At 71.2% G+C, this 22944-nt stretch carries 24 protein-coding genes; 8 read left to right on the top strand and 16 right to left on the bottom strand.

Annotated features, from left to right (window positions below; translation table 11 throughout):
• Positions 1–206 precede the first annotated feature (206 nt).
• Together L0984_RS24270 and L0984_RS24275 are read left to right on the top strand one after the other, a co-directional pair.
• Entirely contained in the window at positions 207–995 is a 789-nt protein-coding gene (locus tag L0984_RS24270) for an SDR family oxidoreductase (RefSeq protein ID WP_234196911.1), read from the top strand.
• Positions 996–1018: 23 nt separating this feature from the next.
• Positions 1019–1549 carry a flavin reductase family protein gene (locus tag L0984_RS24275; RefSeq protein ID WP_234196948.1) on the top strand — a complete coding sequence of 177 codons (531 nt, stop codon included), beginning with the start codon at positions 1019–1021 and terminating at the stop codon, positions 1547–1549.
• 113 nt (positions 1550–1662) lie between these two features.
• Here L0984_RS24275 and L0984_RS24280 read toward each other — a convergent pair whose 3' ends face one another.
• The 3 genes from L0984_RS24280 to L0984_RS24290 form a co-directional block, all read right to left on the bottom strand.
• Positions 1663–1950 carry a helix-turn-helix domain-containing protein gene (locus L0984_RS24280; protein ID WP_234196912.1) on the bottom strand — a complete coding sequence of 96 codons (288 nt, stop codon included), beginning with the start codon at positions 1948–1950 and terminating at the stop codon, positions 1663–1665.
• Positions 1947–2183: a type II toxin-antitoxin system RelE/ParE family toxin gene (locus L0984_RS24285; protein ID WP_234196913.1), complete on the bottom strand. Its 237-nt coding sequence runs from the start codon at positions 2181–2183 to the stop codon at positions 1947–1949. Before L0984_RS24285 ends, L0984_RS24280 begins: the two co-directional genes overlap by 4 nt.
• 66 nt (positions 2184–2249) lie before the next feature.
• Positions 2250–3257 carry an AraC family transcriptional regulator gene (locus L0984_RS24290; protein ID WP_234196914.1) on the bottom strand — a complete coding sequence of 336 codons (1008 nt, stop codon included), beginning with the start codon at positions 3255–3257 and terminating at the stop codon, positions 2250–2252.
• A 308-nt stretch (positions 3258–3565) separates the two neighbouring features.
• Between L0984_RS24290 and L0984_RS24295 the strand changes: the two genes are divergently transcribed.
• The 5 genes from L0984_RS24295 to L0984_RS24315 all read left to right on the top strand — a co-directional run bounded on the left by L0984_RS24295 (position 3566) and on the right by L0984_RS24315 (position 8325).
• Positions 3566–4567, top strand: a complete 1002-nt coding sequence (locus tag L0984_RS24295) for a LysR substrate-binding domain-containing protein (protein WP_234196915.1) — start codon at positions 3566–3568, stop codon at positions 4565–4567.
• Between the two features lie 220 nt (positions 4568–4787).
• Positions 4788–5774, top strand: a complete 987-nt coding sequence (locus L0984_RS24300) for an N-carbamoyl-D-amino-acid hydrolase (protein ID WP_234196916.1) — start codon at positions 4788–4790, stop codon at positions 5772–5774.
• Positions 5771–6823, top strand: coding sequence for a threonine ammonia-lyase (locus tag L0984_RS24305; protein ID WP_234196917.1), 1053 nt, complete (start codon positions 5771–5773; stop codon positions 6821–6823). Before L0984_RS24300 ends, L0984_RS24305 begins: the two co-directional genes overlap by 4 nt.
• A 51-nt stretch (positions 6824–6874) precedes the next feature.
• Positions 6875–7876 (top strand): Bug family tripartite tricarboxylate transporter substrate binding protein, encoded by a 1002-nt coding sequence (locus tag L0984_RS24310; RefSeq protein ID WP_234196918.1) that lies wholly within the window; start codon positions 6875–6877, stop codon positions 7874–7876.
• 35 nt (positions 7877–7911) lie between these two features.
• Positions 7912–8325 (top strand): VOC family protein, encoded by a 414-nt coding sequence (locus L0984_RS24315; protein ID WP_234196949.1) that lies wholly within the window; start codon positions 7912–7914, stop codon positions 8323–8325.
• A gap of 56 nt (positions 8326–8381) precedes the next feature.
• On the opposite strand, the gene hydA is transcribed toward L0984_RS24315, so the two are convergent.
• From hydA to L0984_RS24370, 11 genes are all read right to left on the bottom strand, one after another.
• Positions 8382–9851, bottom strand: coding sequence for a dihydropyrimidinase (gene hydA / locus L0984_RS24320; RefSeq protein WP_234196919.1), 1470 nt, complete (start codon positions 9849–9851; stop codon positions 8382–8384).
• A gap of 100 nt (positions 9852–9951) precedes the next feature.
• Positions 9952–10731: an SDR family oxidoreductase gene (locus L0984_RS24325; protein WP_234196920.1), complete on the bottom strand. Its 780-nt coding sequence runs from the start codon at positions 10729–10731 to the stop codon at positions 9952–9954.
• A gap of 3 nt (positions 10732–10734) precedes the next feature.
• Positions 10735–12195, bottom strand: coding sequence for an FAD-dependent oxidoreductase (locus tag L0984_RS24330; protein ID WP_234196921.1), 1461 nt, complete (start codon positions 12193–12195; stop codon positions 10735–10737).
• The gene (locus L0984_RS24335) at positions 12192–12953 is read right to left on the bottom strand and encodes an SDR family oxidoreductase (protein WP_234196922.1); all 762 of its coding nucleotides are present in this window, start codon (positions 12951–12953) and stop codon (positions 12192–12194) included. The genes L0984_RS24330 and L0984_RS24335 overlap by 4 nt, the downstream gene beginning before the upstream one ends.
• On the bottom strand, positions 12944–14002 hold the full coding sequence (locus tag L0984_RS24340; RefSeq protein ID WP_234196923.1) for an NAD-dependent epimerase/dehydratase family protein: 1059 nt from the start codon (positions 14000–14002) through the stop codon (positions 12944–12946). Before L0984_RS24340 ends, L0984_RS24335 begins: the two co-directional genes overlap by 10 nt.
• Entirely contained in the window at positions 13999–15711 is a 1713-nt protein-coding gene (locus tag L0984_RS24345) for a dipeptide ABC transporter ATP-binding protein (protein WP_234196924.1), read from the bottom strand. The genes L0984_RS24340 and L0984_RS24345 overlap by 4 nt, the downstream gene beginning before the upstream one ends.
• A complete protein-coding gene (locus L0984_RS24350; protein ID WP_234196925.1) occupies positions 15708–16556 on the bottom strand; it encodes an ABC transporter permease in 849 nt (282 codons plus the stop codon). Before L0984_RS24350 ends, L0984_RS24345 begins: the two co-directional genes overlap by 4 nt.
• Positions 16553–17584 carry an ABC transporter permease gene (locus L0984_RS24355; protein ID WP_234196926.1) on the bottom strand — a complete coding sequence of 344 codons (1032 nt, stop codon included), beginning with the start codon at positions 17582–17584 and terminating at the stop codon, positions 16553–16555. Before L0984_RS24355 ends, L0984_RS24350 begins: the two co-directional genes overlap by 4 nt.
• Positions 17585–17602: 18 nt before the next feature.
• A complete protein-coding gene (locus L0984_RS24360; RefSeq protein ID WP_234196927.1) occupies positions 17603–19213 on the bottom strand; it encodes an ABC transporter substrate-binding protein in 1611 nt (536 codons plus the stop codon).
• A 45-nt stretch (positions 19214–19258) separates the two neighbouring features.
• Positions 19259–20197, bottom strand: a complete 939-nt coding sequence (locus tag L0984_RS24365) for a dihydrodipicolinate synthase family protein (RefSeq protein ID WP_234196928.1) — start codon at positions 20195–20197, stop codon at positions 19259–19261.
• A gap of 101 nt (positions 20198–20298) precedes the next feature.
• Entirely contained in the window at positions 20299–21237 is a 939-nt protein-coding gene (locus L0984_RS24370) for a LysR substrate-binding domain-containing protein (protein ID WP_234196929.1), read from the bottom strand.
• 122 nt (positions 21238–21359) lie between these two features.
• Here L0984_RS24370 and L0984_RS24375 point away from each other — a divergent pair, with 122 nt between their 5' ends.
• Positions 21360–22019 carry an aspartate/glutamate racemase family protein gene (locus L0984_RS24375; protein WP_234196930.1) on the top strand — a complete coding sequence of 220 codons (660 nt, stop codon included), beginning with the start codon at positions 21360–21362 and terminating at the stop codon, positions 22017–22019.
• A 27-nt stretch (positions 22020–22046) separates the two neighbouring features.
• Here the strand turns inward: L0984_RS24375 and L0984_RS24380 are convergent, their stop codons facing one another.
• Entirely contained in the window at positions 22047–22439 is a 393-nt protein-coding gene (locus L0984_RS24380; RefSeq protein ID WP_234196931.1) for a RidA family protein, read from the bottom strand.
• Between the two features lie 30 nt (positions 22440–22469).
• On the bottom strand, positions 22470–22943 hold the full coding sequence (locus L0984_RS24385; RefSeq protein WP_370646178.1) for an acyl-CoA thioesterase: 474 nt from the start codon (positions 22941–22943) through the stop codon (positions 22470–22472).
• Position 22944: the final 1 nt, after the last annotated feature.

The raw sequence follows: 22944 nt of genomic DNA on the forward strand, positions 1-22944 counted from the left end.
GCCGCCTGGGCCCAGGCAAGCTCCGGCCTGCTTCCGTGGCCGGGCTGGCTGTCCAGGCCGCAGCCAAGTGTTCGCAGTCTGCGGATAGCCACCGCCGTGCGCGGCTAGGCCCGCGGGGACGGGCGCCGCACCATTCATCCACGCGCCGGGTCGGGCTCGCAGAGCCCGACCTGCGGCGCCGACATCACGGATGAAAGGCAACTCACATGCATCGCTTGGACGGAAAGGTCATCGTGCTGACCGGCGGCGCCACCCTCATCGGCGCGGGCGTGGCCCAGGTGCTCCTGCAGGCTGGCGCGAAGGTGGCGGTGTTCGACATCGATGAGGCGGGCGGCGCGCGCGCCGTGGCCGGCCAGGAGGACCGCGCCCGCTTCTGGCCGGTGGATGTGACGAAGGACGACGCGCTGGCCCAGGCCGTGGCCGAGGTCGCCACCCATTTCGGCCGCATCGACGGGCTGGTCAACCTGGCCTGCACCTACCTGGATGGCGGCGCCGAATCGGGCCGGCAGGACTGGCTCACCGCACTGGACGTGAACGTGGTCAGCGCCGTCATGGCCGCCCGGGCGGTGCGCCCGCACCTGGTCCAGGCCGGCGGCGGCGCCATCGTCAACTTCACCAGCATCTCGGCCAAGGTGGCGCAGACCGGGCGCTGGCTGTATCCGGTGTCGAAGGCGGCGCTGGTGCAGGTCACGCGCAGCATGGCGATGGATTTCGCGGCCGACCGCATCCGCGTCAATTCCGTGTCGCCGGGCTGGACCTGGTCGCGGGTGATGGACGAGCTGACCCAGGGCGACCGCGCCAAGACCGACCGTGTGGCGGCCGCCTACCACCTGCTCGGCCGCGTGGGCGACCCGGCGGAAGTCGGCAACGTGGTGGCCTTCCTGCTGTCGGAGGGCGCCAGCTTCGTCACCGGCGCCGACTACGCGGTGGACGGCGGCTATTCGGCCATGGGCCCCGAGCAGGCCGTGCCGGCCATTCCGAGGCTGGCCGAATGAACGCCGTCGCCCTTGCCCCCACGATGGCGGCCAATGATGCGGCGCCCGACAGCGCCCAGCCACCCTGGAACGACGAGGCCCTGCACCCGCGCCTGCTGCGCACGGTGTTGGGCTGCTATCCCACCGGCGTGGCCATCGTGACCACCCGCACGGCCGACGGCCGGCCGGTGGGCCTCACCATCAACTCCTTCGCCTCGCTGTCGCTGGAGCCGCCGCTGGTGCTGTGGAGCCTGGTGAACCGTTCGCCCAGCCTGCAGGCCTTCCGGGACTGCGCGCACTTCACGATCAGCGTGCTGGGCTGCGAACAGGAAGCGCTGGCCAGGCATTTCGCCAACCCGGCGGTCCTCGACAAGTTCGCGGGCACCGCCATCACGGAAGCGCCGGAGGGCGTCCCCGCCATCGCGGGCGCGGCGGCCACGCTGGTGTGCGCCAGCGACCACCATCGGGAGACGGGCGATCATCATCTGCTGGTGGGTCGCGTGCTGCGCGTGGCGCGCAGCGAGACGGCGCCGCTGGTGTTCCATGGGGGGCGGTTCACGGGGTTGGCGGCCTGAGGCCCGCAGCCGCGCCCAGGTCGCGCTCAGCTCGAGCGCAGTGCGTTCGCCACGCTGTTCCGCCGCCAGCTATCCATTGACGCCATGTTTCCCATGGCAGGCGCTCCTCGGCGTCATCGGGACCGAACCGGATCAAAGCTGATCTTGAGCCGGGCCCCGATTGCGTGGGCGAACTTCTCCAGCGTTCGCGTGGATGGCGAACTCCGGCCGGCTTCCATGCGCGCAATATTGCTCTGCGTCGTTTGCATGCGTTCGGCCACTTCGGCCTGCGTGAGCCCTGCCGCCGCCCTCGCCTCCGCGATGGCCTCGGCGAGGGCGAATTCTTCCTCCAGTGCGTCGTAGGCTTCCCGATATGCCGGGTCCTTGGACCACTTCCCGTGCAGGTCCTTCAGCTTGGTCATTCGACTTCCTTCGCCCGTTGCCGAGCCAATTCCAGTTCGTGCTTCGGTGTCTTCTGGGTCTTCTTGACGAAGACCCGGACGATCACGACCCGCCGCCTGACCGCGGTCAGGTAGATCGCCCTTGCAATGCCGTCCTTGCCTCGGATGCGCAGCTCCCACAGCTTGTCCTCCAGGTGCTTCACCGTGTCGGAGGGCAATCCGTCAAACCCCACCGTAGCTGCGTTGCAGCCCACGGGGCGAGCGCGACTCGGCCCAGTGGCCAACGGCCATCCTGAGCGACGCGGCGGGCGTGCCTGCCTTCAATGCCGCCGCACCGTCTCGCTCGGATACTCGCCGAAGCGCGCGCGGTAGTCGGCGCTGAAGCGCCCCAGATGGCCGAAGCCCCAGCGCAGGGCGACGCCGGCCACATGGGTGCTGCCGCCCAGCAGTTCGGCGCGTGCCCGCTCCAGCCGCAGGTCCTTGAGGTACTGCATGGGGCTCACGCCCAGGAATTCCTTGAAGCCGGCGTACAGGCTGCGCACGCTCACGCCGGCAACCTCGGCCAGCTGGTCGGCGCACAGCGGCTCGTGCGCATGCGCCTGGATGTGGTCCTGCACGCGGCGCACATGGCGCGGCAGCACCGTGTTGCAGCGCGCAGGCGACGCATGGCTGTGGCTGTGGGGCTGCACCGACAGCAGCGTGGCCGCCACCAGCTGGCCCACCTGCTGGCTCACCAGGCGGTGCTGCGACAGGTCGATGTCCTGCGCCATCATCTCCTGCAGGTAGCCCAGCAGGTGCATCCACATGGCGTTGTCGCGCCAGCCGAAGCCCAGCTGGAAGCGCACCGGCGCGTCGAGCGCGCGGCCCAGTTGCAGCGCCAGCGTGCGCTCCACCAGCGCGCGCGAGACGCGCACCATCAGCTGCTGGTTGTCGGCCGACCAGCGCATCACCGTGTCCTCGCTCGGGCTGAGCACCGTGGCCTCGTGCGGGCCCGAGTCGCTGTGCTGACCGCCGCTGTCGACCTGCGCGCGCCCCGCCAGCGGCATCTGGACCAGGAAGAAATCCTCCAGCGGACCGGGCTGGATCTCCACCTCCGCCCCATAGGCCAGCAGGCTCAGCGACACGTCGCCGAAGCTGGCGTGGTGCATGCGCGCATCCAGGCGCTGCGCGCGGCCGGCCACGTCGAGCCGGTGCGGCTTCATCACGCTGCCCACGCGCAGCCGCGTCTCTTCGAGATCGGCCGAGGCGAAGAAGGGCCGCAGCGGCCGCGTCGCCGGCAGGGGCGCCGACGGCGGGCGGGTGAAGAAGGCACTGGCAGTGGGGTTCATGGCGGGCCTCGTGTCGCGCAGAGCCGGTGGCCGGCGGGTTTGGACGCGCTGCGATCGATGCAGCAGTGGCTTGACCGATAGCAAGATCGGCGCCACGGCAACGGCCCATTTAATTTAACCCTCAACCAATTCGGGCGCACTCCGGGCAAGCCCCAGATGCCACCGGGCGCCCGCCGCCGGTGCATGACCGCACCGTGTCGGTGGCCCGGTCCGCACGGGCGGCAGGGGCACGGCCGGTCGTCCAGCCGCCGGATGGCCTGCTCCTTGCGTCTGCCGTCCCCTGGCCGCCCGTGCGGTCCTTGCCGCCCATGTCCTCCGCCCTGCCCGCTCCTCCCGTGCCGCTGAACCTGCGGCAGATCGAAGTCTTCCACGCCATCATGATCGCCGGCTCCCTCAGCGGGGCGGCGCGGATGCTGTGTGTGTCCCAGCCGGCCGTGAGCCGGGTGCTCGCCACCGCCGAAAGCCGGCTGCGCATGCTGATGTTCGAGCGGGTGCGCGGCCGCCTGCAGCCGACGCCCGAGGCGCAGCGCCTCTTCTCCGAGGTCGAGGGCATCATCGAAGGGGTACGGCGCTTCAATGCGCTGGCGGCCGACCTCGCGGCGGGCACGCACGGCGAACTCTCGCTGGTGTGCAGCCCCAGTTATGCGGAGTGGCTGATGCCCGTGGCCATCCGCCGCTTCCGGGCGCGCTACCCCGAGGTGCGCATCAAGTACCGGCCCCTGCCCTTCGACTCGCTGCTGCCGCACGTGCTGCTGGGCCATGCCGACCTGGCGATCTCGTCCATGCCGCCGCCTTCCAGCGCCAACACCTCGTCGCAGGCCATCGGCCATGGCTTCATCCAGTGCGCGGTGCCCGAGAAGCATCCGCTGGCGCCGGCCACATCGGTGAGCGTGGCCGACCTGGCGGGCCAGACCCTCATCGGCTACGGGCCGAACACGCCCTTCGGCCGGCTCACCAGCGACTTCTTCGCGGCGGCCGGGCTGACGATGCGCGCCCATGTCGAGATCCGCTCGACCCCCGAGGCCATGGGCCTGGTGCGCGCAGGCGTGGGCGTGGCGCTGGTCGAGGCCTTCGGCGCCCGCCGGCCGCAACAGGACGGCGTGTTGCTCAAGCCCCTGGCGCCGATGCTGTCGCACCGCATCTACCTGATCCATGCCAATGCCACGCCGCTGTCGGCCATGGCCAAGGAGTTCCTGGCGACGCTGCGCCGGGTGCTCAAGGAAGAAGGACGCGACGCGGCGCTGGCGCCCACGCTGCCGGAGCATCCGGGCGAGCACCTGCCCTTGCGCACCCTGGCGCAGCAGGCCTGAGCACAGGGCGCCCGCGCATCATCTTTTGGCGGCGGCCCATAACCGGCGGCTATCGAATTCGACCACCGCCGCGCGCCACGCGCCGGCTTTTCCTTTTGCATCAACGACTTGGGGCATGCGCCGCAGCCCGGGCGCACGGCGGGCGCCGGCTGTGGCGCATTTGCCAGGGCACGCCGCGGCGCCGAGCATCGCGCCACTCCCAATCCTCCATGCGCTCTCCATGAAACGTGTGATCACCGTGGCCGCCGCCCAGCTCGGCCCCATCCAGAAGGCCGAAGGCCGCGACGTCGTCGTCGCCCGCCTGGTGCGGCTGCTGGAGCAGGCCCACCATCGCGGCGCCCAGGTCGTGGTGTTTCCCGAACTGGCCCTCACCACCTTCTTCCCCCGCTGGTACGTGGAAGACCTGGACGAGGCCGATGCCTGGTTCGAGCCCTCGCTGCCCTCGCCGGCCACGCAGCCGGTGTTCGACGCCATCCGCCGCCTGGGCCTGACCTGCTACCTCGGCTATGGCGAGATCGCCCACGAGGCCGACGAGACCGGCGTGGTGCGCAAGCGCCGCTTCAACACCGCAGTCGTCATCGCGCCCTCGGGCGAGATCGTGCTCAAGTACCGCAAGGTGCACCTGCCCGGCCACAAGGAGTTCTCCACGGTGCGCAAGGTGCAGCACCTGGAGAAGCGCTACTTCGAGGTCGGCAACCTGGGCTTTCCGGTCGTGCGTGCCCCCGTGGGTGGGGTCGACGTGAACCTGGGCACGCTCATCTGCAACGACCGCCGCTGGCCCGAGGCCTGGCGCGAGCTGGGCCTGCAGCAGGTGGAACTGGTCATGCTGGGCTACAACACGCCGGCCGTGAACCAGGAAAACCGCGGCTTCGAGGCCAACCATCTGCGCAACTTCCATTCGCAGCTGTCGATCCAGGCCGGCTGCTACCAGAACGCCACCTTCGGCGTCGGCGTGGCCAAGGCCGGCAACGAGGACGGCTTCGAGCTGATGGGCCACTCGGTCATCGTCAACCCGCAGGGCGAGATCATGGCGATGGCCACCAGCTGCGGCGACGAGCTGGTCGTGGCGGACTGCGACCTCGCCATGTGCGAGCTGGGCCGCACGACCATCTTCAACTTCGCGCAGCATCGCCGGCTGGAGGCCTACGCCCGCATCGCCACCCAGACGGGCAGCACCGAGCCGCCCGTGTGGCAGCCCGCCCGATGAGCGCCGTGGCCTCCCGCGCGGGCGCGCTGCCGGCGCAAATCACGCACGAGCTGCTGGGCGCGATGGACGTCCCCGGCTTCGCCGACGTGCTGCGCGCCGCCCACGCCATCGCCCCGCATGTGCGTCGCACGCCGCTGCTGCGCTGGCCCGCGCTCGATGCGCTTGCCGGCGGCCCGGTGTGGCTCAAGCTGGAGAACCTGCAGCTCACCGGCTCCTTCAAGCTGCGCGGCGCCTTCAACGCCCTGCTCGCCCTCGATGCCGGGCAGCGCGCCCGCGGCGTCGTCGCCTATTCCACCGGCAACCATGGGCAGGCCATCGCCTGGGCCGCACGCCAGCTGGGTGTGCCCGCCACCATCGTGATGCCGGTCGATGCGCCGCGCAACAAGGTGGAGAAGGCACTCGCCCAGGGCGCGAAGGTCGTTCACTACGACCGCCGCAAGGAAAGCCGCGAGACCATCGGCCTGCGCCTGCTGGCCGACACGGGCGCCACGCTGGTGCCGCCCGGCGACCATCCGCAGGTGCTGGCCGCGCAAGGCACCGTGGCGCTGGAGGCGCTGCAGGACCTGCCCGCGGACGCCCGGGCCGAACTGGGCCTGTTCGCAGCCCCGTGCGGCGGCGGCGGCCTGATGGCCGGCTGCTGCCTGGCGCTGGACGCCCTGAGCCCCTGGACGCGCCGCATCGCCGTGGAGCCGGCCGGCTTCGACGACACCGTCCGCTCGCTGGCCAGCGGCCGCCGCGAAAGCAATGCGGCCGATGCGCGCAGCCTGTGCGATGCGCTGCAGGCCGCCACGCCGGCCGAGCTGCCGTTCGCCATCAACCAGCCGCTGCTCGCCGGTGCCGTCGCCGTCACCGATGCCGAGGTGGCCCGCGCCATGCGCTTCGCGCTCGAAGAGCTGCGCCTGGTGGTCGAGCCCGGCGGCAGCGTCGCCCTGGCCGCACTGCTGGCCGGCCACCTGCGGCTGGACGGTCGCCCGGCCGTCCTGGTGCTGTCCGGCGGCAACGTGGACCTTTCCGTGCTGCAGGACGTGATGGCGCGGCAGGACGCCTGAGTCGAATTTCCCCCCGGCGCCCCGCCGGATCGTTTTGAAAAGTATTCCCCCATGTCGTTCCCCCACTTCTCCCGCACCCTGCCCCACCGCGCCCTGCGCCGCGCCCTGGCCGCGACGCTCGCCGCCTTCGCACTCGCCGGCCAGGCCCTGGCCGCCTTTCCCGACAAACCCGTCACGCTCATCGTGCCCTTTGCCGCCGGCACCACACCCGACATCGTCTCGCGCCTGCTGGCCGAGGCCGTCGGCCGCGATCTGGGCCAGCCGGTGGTGGTGATGAACCGCGTCGGCGCCTCCGGCATCATCGGCACGCAGGCGCTGATCGCCGCGCCGGCGGACGGCTACACCATCGGCTACGCCAACGTGGCCACGCTGGCCATCAACCAGTCGCTCTACAAGAAGCTGCCCTACGACGCCGACCGGCAGCTCGCGCCCATCGCGCTGACGGGCTCCGTGCAGAACGTGCTGGCCGTGCGCAGCGACCTGGGCGTGCAGGACGTCGCCGGCCTCATCGCCCTGGCCCGCAAGAACCCCGGCAAGCTCACCGTGGCCTCGGGCGGCAATGGCACCACCGGCCACCTCAGCGCCGAGATGTTCAAGTCGATGGCCGGCCTGGCCATCGTGCACATCCCCTACAAGGGCGGCGTCGAGGCCGACCTGGCCCTGCTGCGCGGCGAAGTCGACCTGGTCTTCGAGAACACGACCTCCATCGCCCCGCACCTGAAGACCGGCAAGATCGTGCCCCTGGCCGTTACCGGCGCCGCGCGCGACAGCCGCCTTCCGACGCTGCCCACGCTGGCCGAGAGCGGCCTGCCCAAGTACCAGGCCGTGGCCTGGAACGGCTACGTGGCACCGGCCGGCGTGGACCCGAAGATCCTCGACGTGCTGAACGCGGCCTTCAACAAGGCGCTGCGCACGCCGGCCGTGAAGCAGCAGCTCGACGCGCAGGCCTACGACGTGCACGTCGGCCCGCGGCAGGATCTGTTCGACCTGGCCCAAAAGGAGCGGCCGGTCTGGGCCGAGGCCATCCGGCACTCCGGCGCCACGCTGGATTGAGCCACGGGATCCAGAATCCGACGACCATGATGCAACTGCCTTCGATCTTCCACTTCGCCTTCAACGTCACCGACCTGGACGCCGCCCGGCATTTCTATGGCGGCGTGCTCGGCTGCCGCGAAGGCCGCAGCACCCAGACCTGGGTCGACTTCGACTTCTTCGGCCACCAGATCTCGCTGCACCTCGGCACGCCCTTCGCCACCGCACCCACGGGCGTGGTGGGCCAGCACATGGTGCCCATGCCGCACTTCGGCATCATCCTGCTGCTGCCCGAGTGGCAGGCCCTGGCCGAGCGCCTGCGGCAGGCGCAGACCGCCTTCGTGCTGGCACCCCAGGTGCGCTTCGAGGGCGAGCCGGGCGAGCAATGGACCATGTTCTTCCGCGACCCCTTCGGCAATCCGATCGAGGTCAAGGGCTTCCGCAGCGTCGAGGCCATCTACGCGACCTGACAAGGGGTGAACGCGGCACGCCGCCCGGTCGCCGCGCCGGCGCCCGGGTTGCTCACTCAGCCGCGTTCGAGGCCGATGAGCGCGCTGAAGGCGCCCCGGCCGCCCGGTGCCGCACGCGGCACCTCCGGGGGCAGGGGCCGGCCCCGGGAAATGAACTGGCCCGAGCCGCGCTGCGCGCGCAGCTCGCCGCCGCGCACCACGCTGCGGCCGCGGCTGAACACGTCCTCGGGCCAGCCCGTCAGGCGCATGCCCTCGTAGGGCGTGTAGCCCACGTTGTCGTGCAGCATCGCATGCGTCACCTGCACCTCGCGGGCCGGGTTCCAGATGGCGATGTCCGCGTCGGCGCCGACGGCGATGGCGCCCTTGCGCGGTGCCAGGCCGTACATGTGCGCGTGGTTGGTGGACGTTAGCGCGACGAAGCGCTCGATGCCCATTCGGCCCTTCATCACGCCCTCCGAGAACAGCAGCGGCATGCGCAGCTCGATGCCCGGCACGCCGTTGGCCATCTCCTTGAAGGTGGTGGCTTCGCCCTTGGGCAGCTTGCCGGCCTCGTCGAAGCGGTAGGGCGCGTGGTCGGACGAATAGATGCCCAGCGTGCCGTCGAGCAGGCCGGCCCACACGGCCTCCTGCGAGGCCTTGTCGCGCGGCGGCGGGCTGCAGCAGAACTTCGCGCCCTCCACGCCGGGCAGGTCGGCGTCCGACGCTTCCAGGAACAGGTACTGCGGGCAGCTCTCGGCATGCACCTGCGCGCCCAGACGCCGCGCCTTGCGCAGCACCTCCACCGTCTCGGCGCCGGCCACGTGCACGATCAGCGCCGGCACGTCGAGCAGGCGCGACAGCTGGATGGCGCGGTTCGTGGCCTCGGCCTCGGCCAGCGGGTCGTGCGCCACGCCATGGAACTTCGGCGCCACATGGCCGCGGTCGAGCAGGCGCCGCGCGATCCAGCGGATCATGTCGTGGTTCTCGGCATGGATCATCACCATCGCCCCCTCGCGGCCGGCAGTGGCCAGCACGTCCAGCAGCGCGTGGTCGTCCAGGCGCAGCAGGTCATAGGTCATGTAGACCTTCAGCGAGGTGATGCCGTCGCGGATGGCCTGCGGCAGATGCATCTGCAGTGCCTCGTCGTCGGGCCGCGTCAGGATCAGGTGGAAGCCGTAGTCGATGACGGCCTTCTCGCGTGCGCGGCGGCCGTAGTCCTCCAGCACCTGCGGGATGCTGTCGTGGCGGTGCTGCGCCGCGAACGAGAGGATGGTCGTGGTGCCGCCAAAGGCGGCGGACACGGTGCCCGAGTAGAAGTCGTCCGCGCACATCAGCCCCATGCCCGAGAGCTGCTCGATGTGGCAGTGGCTGTCGATGCCGCCGGGCAGCAGCCAGCGGCCCGTGGCGTCGACGTCCTCGCGGCCCGCGGGCAGGCCCGGCGCGATGGCGGCGATGCGGCCGTCCGTGATGCCGACATCGGCGTCGACGCAGCCATCGGCATTGCAGACCCGGCCGCCGCGCAGCGTGAGGTCGAAGGAAGGGGTCATGAAAGCCTCCAGCTTGGGGAAAAGACGTTGGGGGTTGCCGGAGCCTGGCGATGCGGGGCGTGACAGGCGGACATGGACGTGACGAAAGCCGATCCGGCGCTCAGAACACGCCGGGGTACAACCCGCCGTCCATCAGCAGGTTCTGCCCGGTGATGAAGCCGGCCTGCGCGCTGCACAGGAAGGCGCAGGCATCGCCGAACTCGGCGATGGTGCCGAAGCGGCCCGACGGGTTGGCCGCGCGCCGCTCGGCCAGCACCGTCTCCTCGCTCTTGCCGCTCTGCAGGGACCACCGGCGCGCCGTCTCGCGCAGCCGGCCGGTCTCGAAGGGGCCGGGCAGCAGGTTGTTGACGGTGACGTTGTGCGCGACCGTCTGGCGCGCCAGCCCGGCCACGAAGCCGGTGAGCCCCGACCGCGCGCCGTTGGACAGGCCCAGGATGTCGATGGGCGCCTTCACCGCGGCGGAGGTGATGTTCACGATGCGGCCGAAGCGCCGGGCGATCATGCCGTCCACCGTGGCCTGGATGAGGGCGATGGGCGCCAGCATGTTGGCGTCGAGCGCGGCGATCCAGGTGTCGCGGTTCCAGTCGCGGAAGTCGCCCGGCGGTGGGCCGCCGGCATTGGTGACCACGATGTCCGGCGCCGGACAGGCGGCCAGGGCGGCCGCCCTGCCTTGCGGCGTGGTGATGTCCGCCGCCACGGTGGCGACCGCCGCGCCCGTGGCCTGGCGCAGCGCCTCGGCCGCGGCCTCCAGCGCGTCGGCACCGCGCGCCACCAGGGTCACGGCCACGCCCTCGCGCGCCAGCGACTGCGCGCAGCCGAAGCCGAGGCCCTTGCTGGCGCCGCAGACCAGCGCCGTGCGTCCTGTCAGTCCCAGGTCCATCGCTCAGCCTCCGTTGTGCTGCGGCGCGATCACGGCCTGGGGCACGTCGTAGCGCAGCAGCGATTGCCAGTGCGCCTCGACATCGTCGCGGAACAGGCCGCGCGTGATGCCGTGGACCAGCTTGGGAATGGCGGTGGTCAGCGCGTTGATCGACGAGCCCGAGGCACCGAAGCTCATCGTCGCGCCGATGGCGAACAGGTGGACGTCGCGCAGCCAGGGTGTGAGGCCGGGCTCGCGCTCGGTGAAGGCATGGTCGTCCGCCAGGTACGGAAAGGCCGCCAGGCGCGGGTTGCGCTCGTCGTCGGGCGGCGTGTAGCGGTCGCCCCATGTCGCGATGTTGCCGGCGCAGGCGGCCAGTTCGGGGCGGGCGTGGAAGTCCACCTCGATGCCGGTGGCGGCGATCACGTAGTCGGTGTGCAGCGCGCCCTGCGGCGTCTCCAGCACGATGCGGCCCGATGCGGCGTCCCACTGGCTGGCCTGCACACCGGCGCCGGTGCGCAGGTGGAAGCCGGCATGGCGGGCGCAGCGGTCGTAGGTGCCCTGCGGAAAGCCTTCGCGCATGCCCAGGATGTACTGCATGAAGCGCCAGCGCCAGCGGTCGTCCAGGTCGGAGAGGTGGCGCATGAAGCCGCGGAAGGTGAGCCAGCGGTAGGGCTGGACGACCTGGGGCGCCAGACGTCGGCACAGCAGGTGCACCTCGGCGGCGCCCGCCTCCAGCGCGGCGGCGGCGTTGTCGAAGGCGGAGGCACCGGCCCCGATCACGGTCACCACCTTGCCGGCCACGCGGCCGAAGTCGAAGGGCTCGGCCGAGTTCACGCAGCGGTCCGCCGGCAGGCCGGCCAGGGCGCGCGGGATCGACCAGCGGCCGACGCCTTCCTGCCCCGTGGCCAGCACGATCTTGCGGGTGTAGAGCGTGCGCCGCTGCCCGCCGGATTCGACCTCCGCCGCCAGCAGGCCGTCCGGGCCCGCGGGCGCGATGCGCAGCAGCCGCGTGTCGTTCTGCACCGGCACGCCGACCACGCGGCGCACCCACAGCAGGTACTCGCACCACAGTTCCTTGGGCAGCATGTCCAGGGCCTCCCAGGCGGCCGCGCCGAAGCGGGCCGAGTACCAGGACTGGCAGGTCAGGCCGGGGATGTCCAGGTCGGGCCCGGTGAATTCCTTGGGGTTGCGCAGCGTGTGCATGCGCGCATAGGTGTTCCACGGCCCTTCCTGGCCGGCGGGCGCCGCGTCGATGACCAGCAGGTTGTCGACCTTGGAGCGCAGCAGGCCGAAGGCCGCCGCGCAGCCGCCCTGCCCGCCGCCGACGATGAGCACGTCCAGCGCGGGCGCGCCGTCCGGCCCGGTGCGGGGCGTGAGCCAGGGCTGCGCCGGGTGGGCGATGAAGGCCAGTTCGCGCTTCAGGCGCGCTTCCAGCGCGGCCAGTGCCGCGGGTCCGTGTTCGTTGCTCTCTGAATCCGTCATGCTGCAGTCCATCCACCATCGACCACCATCGTGGTCCCCGTCATGAAAGCGCCCGCGTCGCTGGCCAGGTGCAGCGCCGCGGCGGCAATGTCTTCGGCGCGGCCGAAGCGGCCCAGCGCGTGGCGCTGCATCGACGCCGCGCGGGCCTGCGCCGGGTCGGGCTGGCGCGCGAAGCCCCGCGCCAGCATGGGCGTGTCGATCGCGCCCGGCGCGATTGCGTTGACGCGGATGCCATCCGCCGCGTAATCGAGGGCCATGGTGCGCGTCAGGCTCAGGATCGCGCCCTTGGCCGCGATGTAGGCACTGTTGCCGCGGCCGCCGGCCAGCGCGAGCTGCGAGGCCAGGGTGACGACCGCACCGCCGCCCTGGCGCTGCATCGCCGGAATGGCCGCGCGCGCCCACAGCCAGGTGCCGTCCACGTTGGCGCGGAACACGGCCTGCCAGTCGGCCGGATCGACGGTGGTCACCGTGCCGCCGCAGGAGAAGCCGGCAGCGCACACGAGCACGTCGATGCGGCCCCAGCGGGCCAGCACCTGGGCCGCGTCGGCATCGGCGGTGCCCGGCTGCCCGACGTCCGAGCCGAAGGCGCAGGCCGTGCCGCCCGCCGCCTCGATCGCCGCGACGGTGGCCTCGGCGGCGTCGGCGTGCCGATCGACCACGGCCACGCGGGCGCCCTCCTGGGCGAACAGCTGCGCACAGGCCGCGCCGATGCCCGAGCCGCCGCCGGTGACGACGGCGACCTGATCCTTCAATCGCATGGGTTCTTTCTCCAGAGGGTGTCGTGCGTCCCGTGCCACGCATCCAGCGCATGGGCCGAATCCGCGCAGCCCCATTGCGCCTGCCAGCCGAGGTCGGCCGCGATGCGGGCCACGGACAGCGGTGCCCGGTCCGTCTCGGCATGCAGGTCGATGGTGGGTGCCTCGCCCGGCTGCACCACTCGGCACGCGAAGCCGGGCCGCCCGGCGGCGTAGTGCCGGCCCCAGTCCAGCACCGTCCAGGCCGCCGGGGCCGAGACGTTGTAGCAACGCGAAGGCAGCGCCGGTGCCCGCGCGACGGCCGCGACGGCCCGCGCCACGTCGGGCGCGTAGATCCAGTCGCGCAGGCCGGCGCGGGGCAGCAGGGCCGGGCGGCCGGCATGGGCCGCCTCGGCGATCTGGAACTGCGGGCTCAGGGTGTCGCGCACGCCGGTGCGGTGCTCCCACGGGCCGAAGACGCCACTGAGGCGCAGGTTGACCACGTCGAGCCCGTACAGCTCGCCCAGGCGCAACGCCACCATCTCCGCGCTCAGCCGGGAGATGCCATACAAGCCGACGGGCTGCGGTGGCGCCGTCTCGGCCACCGGCTCGCCCCCCAGCGCGGCGCGGCCATAGACCGCGGCCGAGCTGAGCTGGATCACGCGGCGCACACCCGCGGCGCGCGCGGCCTGAAGGATGCCGGGCAGCGCCAGCACATTGACCTGCAGGATGCCCGCCGGATCGTCCGCCTCGCGCTGCGTGCCGGCCGTGACGGCCGCGCCCAGCACCAGCACGTCGAGGCCCGGCGACACGGCTTCGCGCACCGCCTCGGCGTCGGTGACGTCGCCACACAGCGCGCGCCAGCGGCCCGGCAGCGCGTCGAAGGCGGCCTGCGCAGCCTCGGGGATCGCATTGCGGTCGAACAGCAGCACCTCATCGCCGGCGCCCAGCAGGTGCTGTGCGACGTTCAGGCCGACGAAGCCGGCGCCGCCGAAGACGAGTGCCCTGAGCGGTCGGCCTTCGGCGGTGCCTGCGGTGTGCGCCTCATGCGCAGCGGCCGGACGGGCGCTCATGCGGCGCGCTTTCGCGGCTCGGCCAGCGCCACATGCGGGATGGCGTCGATCAGCGCTCGGGTGTAGTCGGACTGCGGGGCGCTGAAGAGCTCGGTGCTGCGCCCCTCCTCCACCACGCGGCCATTGCGCAGGACGAGGGTGCGCTCGCACATCATGCGCACCACGTTCAGGTCGTGGCTGACGAAGACGAAGGCCAGGCCCTCCTCGCGCCGCAACCGGTCCAACAGCTGCAGGATCACCGCCTGCACCGACACGTCCAGCGCCGCCGTGGGCTCGTCCAGGATCAGCAGGCGCGGCTTGCAGGCGATGGCCCGGGCGATGCCCACGCGCGCCTTCTGCCCGCCCGAGAGCTGGTGCGGAAAGCGGTCGAGCAGCTCGCCGGGCAGCCCGGCGCGGGCGGCGCAGTCGCGCACGGCACGGTCCAGCTCGGCATGGCCCTTCAGACCCATGAGGCGGCGCAGCGGATGGGCGATGCAGTCCCAGGCCGAGAAGCGCGGATTCAGGCTGTCATGCGGGTCCTGGAACACGAGCTGCACCTCGCGCCGCAGCGGCGAACGGTGGAAGTCGCGCGCCGGAATGCCGCTGAGCGTCTGGCCGTCGAACAGCACCTCGCCGTGCGTGGCGTCGATCAGCCGGCACAGGATGCGCGACAGCGTGCTCTTGCCCGAGCCCGACTCGCCGACCAGCCCCAGGCTTTCGCCGCGCGCCAGGCGGAAGCTGACGTCGTGCACGGCGACGATGCCGCCGTCGAAGTGCTTGGCCACGCCCTGCACCTCCAGCAAGGGCGGCGTGCCGGGCGGCTGGGGCACCTGCGCCACCGGCAGGCGTGCCGGGGCGGCGGCGCCTTCGGGCGTCCCGGCGACCAGGTCGGCGATGGTCGACGTGGGCGTGGGCGAGGCCGCCACCAGCCGCTGCGTGTACGGATGCCGGGGCGCCTGGAACAGCTGCAGCGGCGGTGCCTGCTCCACGATGCGGCCCTGCTCCATCACGACCACGCGCTGGCAGTAGGTGGCCGCCAGGCCCAGGTCGTGGGTGATGAGGATGATCGCCATGCCACGACGGCGGGCGATGTCCGCCAGCAGATCCATCACCGTCTTCTGCGTGGTGACGTCCAGGCCGGTCGTGGGCTCGTCGGCGATCAGCAACGCCGGTTCGCTGGCGATGGCCATCGCGATCATCACGCGCTGGCACATGCCGCCGGACAGCTCGTGCGGATAGGCATCGAGGCGCTTCTCCGGCTCGCGGATCATCACGTCGCGCAGCAGCCCCAGGGCGCGCTCGCGCGCCTCGGCCGCGCCCAGGTCCGCATGCACGCGCAGCGCGTCCGCGATCTGAAGGCCGACCGTGCGGATCGGGTTGAGCGCCGCCCGGGGGTTCTGGAAGATCATCGAGATCGCGGCGCCGTGCGTGCTGCGCAGCGTCTTCCAACTGGCCCGCGTGATGTCGCGCCCGCGGTAGGCGATGCGCCCGCCGGTGATGCGGCCCGCAGCCTCCAGCAGGTGCGTCACGGCGAAGGCCGTCACCGACTTGCCGGATCCGCTTTCGCCCACGATGCCCAGCGTCTCGCCGGCATCTAGGGACAGGCTGACGCCGCGCACGGCCTCCACCCTGCCGCGTCGCGTGGAAAAGCTGACCTGCAGGTCCTCGACGTCGAGCAGGCGGGCGCCCGCCGTGCCGGCGTCCTTGGCAGCGAGGGGAAGCGCGCTCATGTCCGCATCCTCGGGTCGAGGATGTCGCGCAGCCCGTCGCCCAGCAGGTTGAAGAACAGCACCGCGGTCATCAGGGCGAAGCCCGGGCAGGCCACCAGCCACCAGTTGCCGGTGGAGATGAAGCGGGCACCCTCGGCCACCATGATTCCCCACTCGGGCGTGGGCTGTTGCACGCCCAGGCCGATGAAGGACAGGCCGGCGGCATTGAGCACCGCCCAGCCCAGGTTGAGCGACACCTGCACCGCCATGGCCGGCAGCACGTTGGGCAGCAGGAAGCGCAGCACCACCGACAGGTGCGAGTCGCCGCAGGCCCGCGCCGACTCGACCCAGCCCGCATTGCGCCGCACGTTGACCTCGGTCCGCGCGAAGCGGATGTAGAAGGGCAGGTTGATGAAGGCCGTCGCGATGACGATGTTCTCGACCCGGTTGCCCAGCGCCGCCACCATCGCCATGGCCAGCACGAACAGCGGGAAGGCCATGAGCACGTCGACGAAGCGGCCGACGGCGCGGTCCAGCCGTCCGCCGATGTAGCCGCACAGGCTGCCGATCACCGCGCCCAGCGCGAAGGACAGGCTCACCGCCGAGGCCGCGATCGCCAGGTCGAGCCGCGCCGCGGCGATGGTGCGGCTGAACACGTCGCGGCCGAGCTGGTCGGTGCCCGCCCAGTGCGCCGCACTCGGCGGCTGCAGGGCGATGGCCACGTTGGAGGCCAGCGGATCGTGGGGCACGATCCAGGGCCCCAGGGCGGCCACCAGGCACAGCCCGGTCACACCGAAGGCGGCGATGGCCGTCAGCGGATTGCCGCGCAGCACCCACGCGGCATGGTTGAGGGTGGCGCTCTTCATTCGATGGACACGCGTGGGTCGCACACGCTGTAGAGGATGTCGATGGTGAGGTTGACCAGCACGAAGATGGACGCCATGAGCAGCACGAAGCCCTGCACCGGCGCGTAGTCGGAGGCCAGCAGCGCGTCGAGCGCGTACGAGGCGACGCCGGGCCAGGAGAAGACCTTCTCCACCAGCACGTTGGCACCCAGCATGGTCGAGAACACGATGCCCAGGATGGTGAGCACGGGCAGGATGGCATTGCGCAGCGCATACACCAGCGTGACCCGCCACGGCGCCATGCCGAGCGAGCGCGCGGTGCGCACGAAGTCGCTGCCCAGGGCCGCCAGCATGGAGGCCCGCGTGATGCGGGCGATGGGCGCGAGCACAAACAGGGCCATCGTCAGCGCCGGCAGCACCAGTTGCCGGGCGGCGCTCCACCAGCCCGCGAAGTCGCCCGCCACCGCGAAGTCGATCAGCAGGAAGCCGGTGACGCGCGGCGGCGCGGTGACGAACACGTCCAGCCGGCCCGTGGGGTCGGGCGCGATGCCCAGCTTGTAATAGAACACGTAGACCAGCAGCAGGCCGGACACGAAGGTCGGCACGCACACGCCGGCGACACACAGCATGCGCACCAGATGGTCGATGAGCGAGCCGGCGCGCAGCGCGGCCACGATGCCCAGCGGCACCGCCGCGAGCAGCGCGATCAGCAGCGCGCAGAAGGTCAGCTCCAGCGAGGCCGGCAGCCGCGCGCGGACATCGTCCACCACCGGCTGGCCCGTGGTGAGCGAGCGGCCCAGGTCGCCCGTCGCCACGTCGCGGCCGTACAGCACCAGCTGCTCGTACATGGGCCGGTCCAGGCCCATCTGCTTGCGCACCATGTCGATCTCGGCCTGCCCGGCATTCGGGCCGGAGGCGAAGAACACGGCGGGGTCGCCGGGCAGCACCCGCATCAGCATGAAGGTGAAGATCAGCACCCCCACCAGCGCCGGCAGCGAGGAGACGAAGCGGCGGCCGATGCGGCGGGCGGTGGTGGCGGCGAGACTCATGGCGCGTCGGCGTCGGGCTTACTTGCGCGACAGGTCCCGGAAGTCGGCCTGGCGATGGAACTGGTAGACGTAGCCCGCGACCGAGGGCGCCATGACCGCGTCCTGGCTGGCCTGCCACACGGGAATCTGCGGCATCAGCTCGAAGGCCATGGCATTGAGCTTGCGCGACTGCGCCGCGTACTTGGCCGCATCCGGCTCGAAGCGGGCCGTCTCGGCGAGTTGCTGCAGGGCCGGATCGTTCAGCGAGCTGTAGTTCCAGCGCTGGTTGCCGGTGTAGAAGTTGCGGTAGTAGTAGTCGGTCGCCGGGAGCCAGGCGGCGATGTTCTCGGTGAAGAAGGGCAGCTTCTTCTCGGTGACCATCGTGGACATCTGGGCGTCGGGCAGCTTCTGGATGTCGACCTTGATGTTGATCTTCGCCAGCGACTCCTTGATCAGCGCCGCCATGGGTTCCGCCACGCCCGCCTGCCCCAGGTTGAAGGAGAAGCTGGTCTCGAAGCCGTTGGGAAAGCCCGCCTCGGTCAACAGCTGCTTGGCGCGCGCGAGGTCGAGCTTGACGGGTTGCGCGACCGGGTATTCGGGACCGGGGCCGGCGGCGGTCCAGGTGGCGTTGAACAGCGGCTTGCCGCGGCCGAACAGCGCCGCCTTGAACATGTCGTCGTAGGGAAGCGCATAGGCGATGGCCTGGCGCACCTTGACCTTGTCGAAGGGCGGCATCTGCGTGTTGAACGAGACGAAGGTCACGGCGTTGTACATGGGCGTGGAGATCACTTTCACCTTGCCCTTGGCCTGCAGCGCCGCCGCGTCGCTGGCCTGCAGGTCGATGACCAGGTCGGCGTCGCCGCGCTCCACCAGGTTGGCGCGCGTGGCGGCCTCCGGGATGGTCTGGGCGATCACGCGGCGAAAGCTCGCCGGCTTGCCGCCGGGGCCGCGCGTCCAGGCGTCGTTGCGCTTGAGCACCACCTGCTCGCCCGGCTTGAAGCTCTCGATCACGTAGGCGCCGCTGCCGGCCGTGTTGCTCTTGAGCCATTCCTGCGCCCAGGGGTCCTCGGCCGTGGCATGGGCCTTGGCCACCTTCGAATTGATGATGATCGGGTAGACGGTGGCCAGGTTGGGCAGCGCCAGCCGGTCGGGCTGGGGCAGGCTGACCTGGAAGGTGTGGGCATCGACCACCTTGAACTGGCTGGGGCTGGTCATGGAGCCGGTCAGCAGCTGCGCGGCCGCCAGCGACTTGGCGCTGACGGCGCGGTCCAGCGACCACTTCACGTCGTCGGCCGTGACGGGGGTGCCGTCCTGGAACTTCGCGTCCTTGCGCAGATGGAAGGTCAGGGTCAGCCCGTCGGGACTGACCTCGAAGCGCTCGGCCAGCTCGCCACGGATGTTGCTGAGGTCGAACACCGTGCTGTCGCCCTGCGGCTTGGTGCCGAAGGCCACGAGCCGGTCATAGGTGGCCATGCCCACCGAGAAGGATTCGCGGGTGCTGCCGAGCATGGTCGGGTCCAGCGTGTTCACGTTGCCGCCGCTGACGAAGCGCAGGGTCTCGGCGCGGGACTGGGCCGCCGCCGGCAGGGACAGCACGGCGGCGGAGGCGGCGATCACGCCGGCCATGAGCAGAGAAGGACGGAGGACCATGGTTGCTTTCTGTCGAAGAGAAGAGGAAGGAGGAACGCAGAAGACTCAGAGCGCAGGCGCAGGCGCATCGATGCGCAGGCCGACGCGGGCGACGACGGCCTCCAGCTCGCGGGCCGTGAGCGGGTCGATGCGCATGCCGGGGGCACGGATCGCATCGCAGGCGATGGCGCCGCGGCGCATGTAGATGTACTTGCGCAGCGCCAGGCCGATCCGTGGCTGGAACTCGTAGCGGATGAGCGGGCAGAAGCGGTCGAACATCGCGGCCGCCCCCTCGACGTCGCCGGCCTCGAAGCGGCGGTGGATGCCCACCAGCACCTCGGGGAAGGCAAAGCCGGTCATCGTGCCCACGGCGCCGCGCTGCAGCTCCTCCAGCAGGTACACGCCGCCGAGCCCGCCGAAGATGCGCATGCGCTCGCCCGCCAGTTCGCGGATGCGGCTGATCTTCTGGCCGACGGGCGGCTCTTCCATCTTGATCATGGGCACGCCGCCCTCGCGGCCCAGGCGCGCCACCAGCTCGGCACTGATCTCGGTGCCGAAGGAGTCGGGAAAGTCGTGGATCACGACCGGAATGCGCACCGAGCGCGCCAGCTCCGCGTAGTAGGCGAACTGCTGCGCGTCCGACACCTTGTCCATGGGTGCGGCGAAGACGGCGCCGGCGCCCAGCGCCTCTGCCTCGCGGGCCTGCTCGATGGCGCCGGCCACGCCCAGTGCCCGCACGCCCACCCACACCGGGACCCGGCCGCGCGCCGCCCCCACGAAGGCCGCGACGACCTGCGTGCGCTCGGCCTGCGACAGCTTGTGCGCCTCGCCCAGGAAGCCCAGGATGGCCAGCCCGGCCACGCCGGCCGCGATCTGGAAATCGACCAGCGTGGCGATGCTGTCCAGGTCCAGCGCGCCGTCCTGCGTGAAGGGCGTGGGGCAGATGGTGAAGACGCCGCGCGCCTGGGCAAACGAGTCGGTCGACGGGGAAGCGGAAAGGGTCATGATGCGGCGGTGAAGGCCGTGCTGGCTTCGATGCCGCGGATTATTTGGAGCCGGCCCGAGCGCTGTCGCGTGCCTTTTTGTGCGCCGCCCTTAACACCAGGTTAAGCAGCTGCCGAAGCGTGCATCCGCGCTCCATCTTGGGGAGCCTCCGCACCCGGATGCATCAATTCGCGCAGGACCTCGGTGAAGGCCTGGGCCACGCGCGACATCGGCTCGAAGCGGGGATGGACCGCATTGGCATGCAGCAGATGGGCGCCCTGCACCGGCCGCACGACGAGCCGACTGGCCTGCCAGCTGCGCACCGAGAACTCGTCCACCAGGGCGATGCCCACGCCGGCCTGCACCATCGCGCAGGCGTTCTGCGGCGAGCCCACCTCCACCGCCGCGCGCATGGTCTCGCCCGCTGCCTCGAACAGCTCGCCCACCATGCGGCCGAAGGCCGTCGTGCGGTTGTAGGCCACGAAGGGCCAGGGCAGCAGATCGGCCACGGTCAGGGTGGCCCGCGCGGCGAGCGGATGGCCGTAGGGGCAGGCGCACACCATGCGCGCAGAGCCCAGCAGCGAGGTCTCCAGGTTGGGATGGTCGACCGGCATCAGCGTGACCGCGAGGTCCGCCTTCTGGTGCAGCACGTGCTCGATCAGCGGCCCGTAGGCCAGGTACTCGAAGGTCAGCTTGACGTTGGGATGGTCTTCGCGAAAGCGCGCCACCGCCTGCGGGATGAGCATCTGGCCCACGCTCGGGCTGGAGACGATGTTCAGGATGCCGTCGCCGTGGTCCCGCAATTCCTGCGCAAGCACGTTGACGCGCTGCACGCCGGTGTAGACATGCTCCACCTCGCGGAACAGCTTCTTGGCCTCGGGGGTGGCATACAGGCGGCCCTTGATCCGCTCGAACAGCGCAAAGCCGACCCGCGCCTCGGTGTGGGACAGCAGCCGGCTGACCGCCGGCTGCGAGACGAAGAGCAGCTGCGAGGCGCCGCTGATGGAACCGGTGGTCATGACGGCCCGGAACACCTCGATCTGGCGCAGGTTCAAAGACATGGGATGCGTCCGCCCGCGTGGCGGCCCATAACAACGGGTTAATGGCGACCCACGTTTTAGCAAGTGCCATGCCGCGCAGGCCGGCCGTAGACTTTTCGGAACGCCCGCCTGCCCCGCCCCGAATGACCCGCACCCTCTACGTCATCAATCCCAACAGCAACGCCGCGGTGACGGCCGGGCTGGACGAGGCCGTGGCGCCGCTGCGCCTGGCCGGCGGCCCCGCCATCCGCTGCGAGACGCTGCATGACGGCCCGCCGGGCGTGGAGACCCAGGCCCACGTGGATGAGGCGGCGCTGAGGGTGCATGCCTTTGCGCAGCGCCATCGCGACGACGCGGCCGCGTTCGTCATCGCCTGCTTCAGCGACCCCGGCCTGCAGCTGCTGCGCGAGAGCATGCCGGTGCCGGTGCTGGGCATCAGCGAATCGGCCGCGCTGACCGCCATGACGCTGGGCCACGGCTTCGGCGTCATCGCCATCCTGCCGGGATCGATTCCGCGCCACCTGCGCAACTGGGGCGCCATGGGCATCTCCCAGCGCTGCGTGGGGGAGATCGCCATCGGCCGCGGCGTGTCGGCACTGGCCGACCGCCCGGCCACGCTGGCCGCCATGACCGAGGCTGGCCGGCGCCTGCGCGACGAGCGAGGGGCGAACGTGCTGGTGATGGGCTGCGCCGGAATGGCCACCTTCCGCGAGCCGCTGGCCCAGGCGCTGGGCCTGCCGGTCGTGGAGCCCACCCAGGCGGCCACGGCCATGGCACTGGGGCGCGTGCGGCTGGGCTGGTGAGCCCTGCCTGCCCCCCGATCGCTCGAATCAGTCCGGCACGACCGCCGTGACCTCGATCTCCACCTTGGCCCGGTCCTCCACCAGCGCCGACACCTCCACCGCCGTCATCGCGGCGTTGTAGCAGTTGATGAGTTCGCGGAAGTGCTTGCCGATGGCCGGATAGGCGGCCACGTATTCGCGCTTGTCGGTCACGTACCAGGTCATGCGCACGATGTGCTCGGGGCTGGCGCCGGCTTCGCGCAGCACCTCCACGACGTTCTGCAGCGCCTGGCGCACCTGCTCGCCCAGGTCGTCGGTGTGGAACACGCCCTGCGCATCCCAGCCGATCATGCCGGCCACGAAGACCATGCGGCCACGGGCGGTGACGCCGTTGGCATAGCCCTTGGGGCGCGGCCAGCCGGGAGGAAGAAGAACTTGCATGCGGGACTCCTGCGGGGAAAAACGGGGGATTCAGGGGTGGGCCGGATCGGGCGCGAAGCGCGCCAGCGCCTCGCGCACGTCCGGCGGGATGTCGATGGCGCGGTGCGTCTGCAGGCTGGTGAACACCAGCACCTGCCGCGAGGCCACGCGCAGTTCGCCGTCGGTGCCGGTGCACTGGAGCGCCAGCGTGAGCGAGCGGCCGCCCGCGCGCTCCACGGACAGGCCCAGCTGCACCGTGTCGCCCAGCCGGCTGATGGCGCGGAAGTCGCACTCCAGCCGCACGATGGGCAGGCCGATGTGGCGGCCGGCGATCATGCCGGCGTAGTTGACGCCCAGGCCCTCGTTGAACCAGTCCTCGACGAGCTGGTTGAACATCACCAGGTACTGGGGAAAGAAGACGATGCCGGCCGGGTCGCAGTGCGAGAAGCGGATGAGCTGCGTGCGCGCGAAGCGGCCCGGCGATGCCTCGGTGGTGGCCTCGCCCGGGTCGGCGGGGGTGGCGATG

The sequence above is a fragment of the Pseudacidovorax sp. NFM-22 genome, assembly GCF_021401245.1.
GTDB lineage: Bacteria > Pseudomonadota > Gammaproteobacteria > Burkholderiales > Burkholderiaceae_C > Xenophilus.